This is a genomic window from Salinibacterium sp., assembly GCF_031364185.1.
GTDB lineage: Bacteria > Actinomycetota > Actinomycetes > Actinomycetales > Microbacteriaceae > Rhodoglobus.
The window spans coordinates 1-4,909 of record NZ_JANLVV010000008.1; the positions used below are offsets into that span (position 1 = coordinate 1).

Genomic DNA, 4,909 nt, shown 5'->3' on the forward strand with positions numbered 1-4,909 from the left:
GGCGGAGGATAGGAGGTATGCCACCCTTGATGCGCTCCAAGAGGAGATTCCGCGCATGACCGGGAACCGTCTGGACATCATCGAACTTTTCCAGGCTGATCTCGATCGGCTAATCGACCATGACGATCCGCTGGTTGAATCGTGGCGCGAGGACGCGCGCACGATTCTAGGAGTCGACGTGAAAGTGCGGCTCAAGAAGACTGGCTAGCCGGAGCCGGAGCTACCCGCGTCAGACAGTTCTTAGTGCTCTTCGGGCAGGCGTGAACGGAGTGCTGCCACCGTCCCGCGACCCGATCAACTGTTGAATCTCTCGTTCGGTCAATCCAGACTCGGTGAGGCGTTGGCCCACGGATGCTGCGAGTTCTGGCGTCTCCTGCGGGATCAGCTCACTGTTCGGTTCGCGCACTTTCCAGCCGCGGCTGTTCATCTGACGGTAGAACTTCTGTCGTTCCTCAGGGGTTGCCTTACCGAGCCTGTAGGCGCGTTCGAAGACGGCCTGCATGGAGACACCCCACTCGAGCTTGAGATCTTCGAGCTTGCCGAGGGTGAGATTGTGCAGCTGTGGTCTGATGATGTGTTCTGGCATGAGAAATTCGGCCGCAAAGTCGTTTGCCTGGTCTTCCACGTCACTGTCGATGTATGCAGTGTGGAGTACGAGATGCCCGAGCTCGTGTGCCACCGTGAGCCGTTTGCGATCTGTGGGCATAGCCGAGTTGAGAGTGATGACGGCATGGTCGCCCGCCCATTGAGACATCCCGTCGATCCGATGAGTGCCAAAGTCTGCCTCGACGATGATCACGCCCGCCGATTCGACCCATCGAAAGAGGTTGCGAACGGGACCAATAGGCATTCGCCACGAAGCCCGAAGCATCGACGCGGCGTCGGCCGGAGTGCGCTCACCGGGATCGACCTGGATCACATGATTCTGAGGTCTCAGCGGAACACGTTCCAGCAGATACGACGAATGCATTCGAAGGAGGTTTAGCTGAGCTTCAACACGCTTCCACTCAGTCGGCTTGGCGGTCTTCTGTCTGCGCATATGAGCATCTGCCGCGATAGCGCCATGCATCCTGAACTGATGCCGCAGGAACTCCGGAGTCACACCCAGGGCGACACCGAGCTTGCCGATCATGTCGTCATCAGGGTCTCGAAGATCATTCTCGTAGCGCGAGAGAGCGGCCTGAGTAATTCCGAGAGCATTAGCCAACTCTTCTTGCGTGATATCGGCTGCTCGTCGGAGGACAAGAATCACGTCACCGACGCGGCTGGTCATGTTCCACTCTCCTCCTCAGCCTCGCGAATGACGCCACTGAGGTCGATTTCGGGTAGATCCGGAGCCACGGGACTCCAGGCGAACCCTGTCGCCGAATCGCTGTCGCGGCGAAGTCGAATAGCCCAGACCGGGTTGTCCTTGCCATTACGGAATGAAAGCACGGCCTCGCCAACCGCGCGCAACTCTGCATCCCACATGTAACCCAACGCGAGGCTGAACGACTCGAGGCCATCGAGTGTAAGAACACTGTTCGCCCAGAAAGCACTGGAGGCTTCGGTCGGATAGGCGGCGATCCGGTCGCCCGGATGGTGCCGTTTGAGCCGGATCAGATACTGAGTTCCGCTGCGAAGCTCGCGTATGGGTTCTCGGTCAACGACATGCACGCCCTCCGTCTCGCCAACAGCGCGCACGAGGCGATCCCAGATGCGCTCATGAAGGAAGTTCGCAGTGAAGCGGCTGGTGAAACTCGGAAACCAACCTGGCTGCCAGCTTCGGAAGGCTGCGTAGTCATCCCGAGACCCATCAACAGCATCGACGAATGCTTGCACGAACGGAGCGCCCAAGTCGGCCAGCACCTGATCGCTGTTGGGATTTTCATGCGAATACATGCCAGAAAATATACCACAAATGGCAAGCTTGCTCAGGATGCTGCGGCCCACGCGACCGCGAGCCGCAGCATCCTGAATCGCAGTTAGACGATCTTCACGAAGTACGGAGAGCCGAACGGTGTTGAGATCGCCCACGAGCCCTTGTCGACGTCGGCGGTCGGAGCCATCACCACGATATTGCCGGTGGCAGTGGCGCCGCTGTACATCTCGTTGATATCCGTGATGCTAGTTGGGATCACGATGAACTCCTGGGTGTGGGTCGTTCCCGCTGCTGAGACGAACTCGATGTCGATATCGATCCAGGGGGTGCCGCTCGTGCTGCCCACGTAGGTGTACGTCACCGGCACGAGAACGTACTGAGAGCCAGCATCCGCGGCCGCATTGAATTGGTTCTCTGCTGCGATCACGTCGCCGGCATTGAGGTTCGCCGCTCCGATCTGCACCTGCCAGACCGGGCCGCTGTTGTCAGTGATCTCGATGACGCTTCCCGCCGCTGCCGGGTTCTCACGAGACCCCGACTCCTCGACGGGTTCTGCTTCAACAGGTTCCGTTATCGGCTCGGTCGACTCCGCAGTAGACGGGTCACCGACGGGTTTCGCGACGTCGACGCTCGATCCGATCCCGGAGGCGATCGCGGTCACGCTCACGATGATGGCAACCAGCACGGCGATCGGGCCGAGGATGACGCCGGTGATTGCTTTGCCGCGACCGGGTGCCCCGGTGGCCAACGCCACGATGCCGAATATTAGTGCCGCGAAGGCGGGAAGGAACGCGACAAAGCTCAGCCCGGGGATGATTGCGCACACGAACGCGACGATGCCGAGCACGAGAGCGGCGACGGCAACCTTCCCACTTGAGGGCTTTGACGATAGCGGTGTCTGCGGTGGCGTCTCCACAGACGGAGCGGCGAGCGGAGGTGTGTTGATAGACATGATGTTTCCTAACGGAGTGCTGTGCCCAGCGCCGCGATGGCGCCGGAACCTGCGAGAGGCAAGTCGGTCAGTTGATCAGCAACCACCGACATTTGTTGAGACGCGCTCGTTATAGGCAAGAATTTGCGGCTAGATGGATAGTAGATACTCGGCTAGATGTATAGCAGGCGAGCGCAATTTCCCCAGATCTGTAGTGAAACAGAGTCGACTTGACCATGCCCGCCTAATTTTTTTGTCTTCGGATAGGCCGCCGGAATGTGCTGAATCAATTAGACTGTATTTGATTCAGAAAGGGAAGGAATCATGATCACCGAAATTGAGAGACAGATTGCGCGGATTAAAGCCGGGCGGGCATTGCTGGGCCTCGACCAGCGTGAGGCAGCTGTGCGCAGCGGACTTTCGCAGGCTATGTGGTCTCGCATCGAAAGCGGCGCGAAAATATCCTCCCTGGGCGAGATCATCGCCATTGCCCATGCTTTAGGTACCACCCCCGGTTATCTCACGGGGCAGAGCGAGCTTATGCAGCGCGTAGCGGTGGCTGCTCGCGCGGATGGTGTCGACACCAGGGCAGTTGAGGATCGCCTCAGGCACCTTATGGAGGTCGACGCGCTCTTCGACCGGATTGAGGCGAGCAGGCAGTGAAAAGCACCGAGACTGAAGCGGAACACAAGGCCATCGCGTTTCGCGATCGGCACGGGCTTGGTCTCGCTCCAATTAGAGATCTAGTGGCCTTGGCAGAGAACCGCATTGGTCTTGATCTCGTTTTTGAAGAGCTCCCTGCTGGGATAGACGCATTGACGACCAAAGATGGCGAGACGGGAAAAGTTTTTGTCGCCGTGGCAGCGACAGAGAATCTCGAACGCCAGCGATTTACGATCGCGCATGAGATCGGACATATCGAGTTTGGCGATCTCGTGGAGGGCTTTACTCCCCATGAAAATAACTTCGACGCAGAGGATCGAGCGCATACGTTTGCCCGGCATCTGCTGATCCCGCGGGAAGCGATGCATCACTTACTTGCTGAGGTCAATGCCCAGCGATTTGCTCTCGAACTTCGTCACTTGTCCTCGCTCGTGCAGTTCTTCGGGGTCTTGCCCACTGTGGCAGCCATCCAGTTGCGGGAGGAGAGCTGGATATCTGACGACACATTCTCCCAATGGGAACAGGAGACAGCACCACGCCTGTCTGTGCTATTCGGCTGGGACGCCGAACGTAAAGCGCTCCTCGCAACGAGCGCACAGAAACGCCCATCGCAGCGACTAAGTAGCCGCGCAGTAGACCTATATAGGCGAGGACTGGTGGCGATCGAGTTCGTCGCGAGTGTGACGGGTCGGCCAGTTAGCGAGGTAGAAGCCGACATGAAGCGATTCGATATCGAACCCGCAAAGCTGAGCTCGGCAACCGACGAGCCGTTTGTCATCGATGAGCTATGACGAAACTGATCGTTATTGACGCGGGTCCAACACTGAATTTCCTCTCCGCTGGGCACAAGGATCTGCTTTTGGCCGCAGTCGAAGCCATTGAGGGCGAGTTGCGGATGCCAGAGGAAGTTGAAGTTGAGGTGCTGGAGAAAGCGGGTCAGCGGAGCGCGGCGGTCGGTCGAAGTTTGAGGCGGCAGGAAGAAAGCTTCGAGGCCTTGTGCAGGCTGACATCATCACAATCATGGAGTCACCTCAGGATGACCCTGATTTGAATCGGATCGCTCGGGAACTTTTCACCGGCAATGTTGTGGCAATCTCTCAGCGCAGAAAAGACCTGGGCGAGACTATGGTCATCATCCACGCGCGCCGACAACAGGAGCTTGGAAATGACGTTATCGTCCTCATTGACGACGGCCCAGGGCAAAGGAGAGCGAAAGTCGCTGGGCTTCGGACAGTCATCGATACGCAAGCGATTCTTATCAAGTGCGCGAAGATCGGCACTATTGCTGATCGCGCCGCGATGAAAGTCATCTACGACCGACTGCGCCAGCTCGACGATGGGCTTCCACCGTGGGCCGCGGCTCGCCTTGCATTACGCGACCAGGCAACTTACGGATCAGATATCCAGTAGGGCGAAACAACGGGCGTCGAGACAGGGGCCGAGGCGTTGCCGGC

General features: G+C 58.4%; 8 protein-coding genes. 5 read left to right on the forward strand and 3 right to left on the reverse strand.

The genetic code is table 11. The features are described from left to right. Positions 1 to 208 (forward strand): hypothetical protein (locus RMN95_RS00675; RefSeq protein ID WP_309615053.1); only part of this gene is annotated, 208 nt, incomplete at its 5' end. 21 nt (positions 209 to 229) lie between these two features. On the opposite strand, the gene RMN95_RS00680 is transcribed toward RMN95_RS00675, so the two are convergent. From RMN95_RS00680 to RMN95_RS00690, 3 genes are all read right to left on the reverse strand, one after another. After that, positions 230 to 1,273: an XRE family transcriptional regulator gene (locus tag RMN95_RS00680; protein ID WP_309615054.1), complete on the reverse strand. Its 1,044-nt coding sequence runs from the start codon at positions 1,271 to 1,273 to the stop codon at positions 230 to 232. After that, positions 1,270 to 1,881: a hypothetical protein gene (locus RMN95_RS00685; RefSeq protein ID WP_309615055.1), complete on the reverse strand. Its 612-nt coding sequence runs from the start codon at positions 1,879 to 1,881 to the stop codon at positions 1,270 to 1,272. Before RMN95_RS00685 ends, RMN95_RS00680 begins: the two co-directional genes overlap by 4 nt. A gap of 83 nt (positions 1,882 to 1,964) precedes the next feature. After that, positions 1,965 to 2,813, reverse strand: a complete 849-nt coding sequence (locus tag RMN95_RS00690) for a DUF4190 domain-containing protein (RefSeq protein ID WP_309615056.1) — start codon at positions 2,811 to 2,813, stop codon at positions 1,965 to 1,967. Positions 2,814 to 3,116: 303 nt separating this feature from the next. Between RMN95_RS00690 and RMN95_RS00695 the strand changes: the two genes are divergently transcribed. The 4 genes from RMN95_RS00695 to RMN95_RS00710 are packed head-to-tail and all read left to right on the forward strand — an operon-like array spanning position 3,117 to position 4,865. After that, positions 3,117 to 3,455 (forward strand): helix-turn-helix transcriptional regulator, encoded by a 339-nt coding sequence (locus RMN95_RS00695; protein ID WP_309615057.1) that lies wholly within the window; start codon positions 3,117 to 3,119, stop codon positions 3,453 to 3,455. Beyond that, positions 3,452 to 4,246, forward strand: coding sequence for an ImmA/IrrE family metallo-endopeptidase (locus tag RMN95_RS00700; protein WP_309615058.1), 795 nt, complete (start codon positions 3,452 to 3,454; stop codon positions 4,244 to 4,246). Before RMN95_RS00695 ends, RMN95_RS00700 begins: the two co-directional genes overlap by 4 nt. Beyond that, complete coding sequence (locus tag RMN95_RS00705; RefSeq protein ID WP_309615059.1) at positions 4,243 to 4,506, forward strand: hypothetical protein; 264 nt, start codon at positions 4,243 to 4,245, stop codon at positions 4,504 to 4,506. Before RMN95_RS00700 ends, RMN95_RS00705 begins: the two co-directional genes overlap by 4 nt. Next, entirely contained in the window at positions 4,503 to 4,865 is a 363-nt protein-coding gene (locus RMN95_RS00710) for a hypothetical protein (protein ID WP_309615060.1), read from the forward strand. The genes RMN95_RS00705 and RMN95_RS00710 overlap by 4 nt, the downstream gene beginning before the upstream one ends. The last annotated feature ends 44 nt before the right edge of the window (positions 4,866 to 4,909 follow it).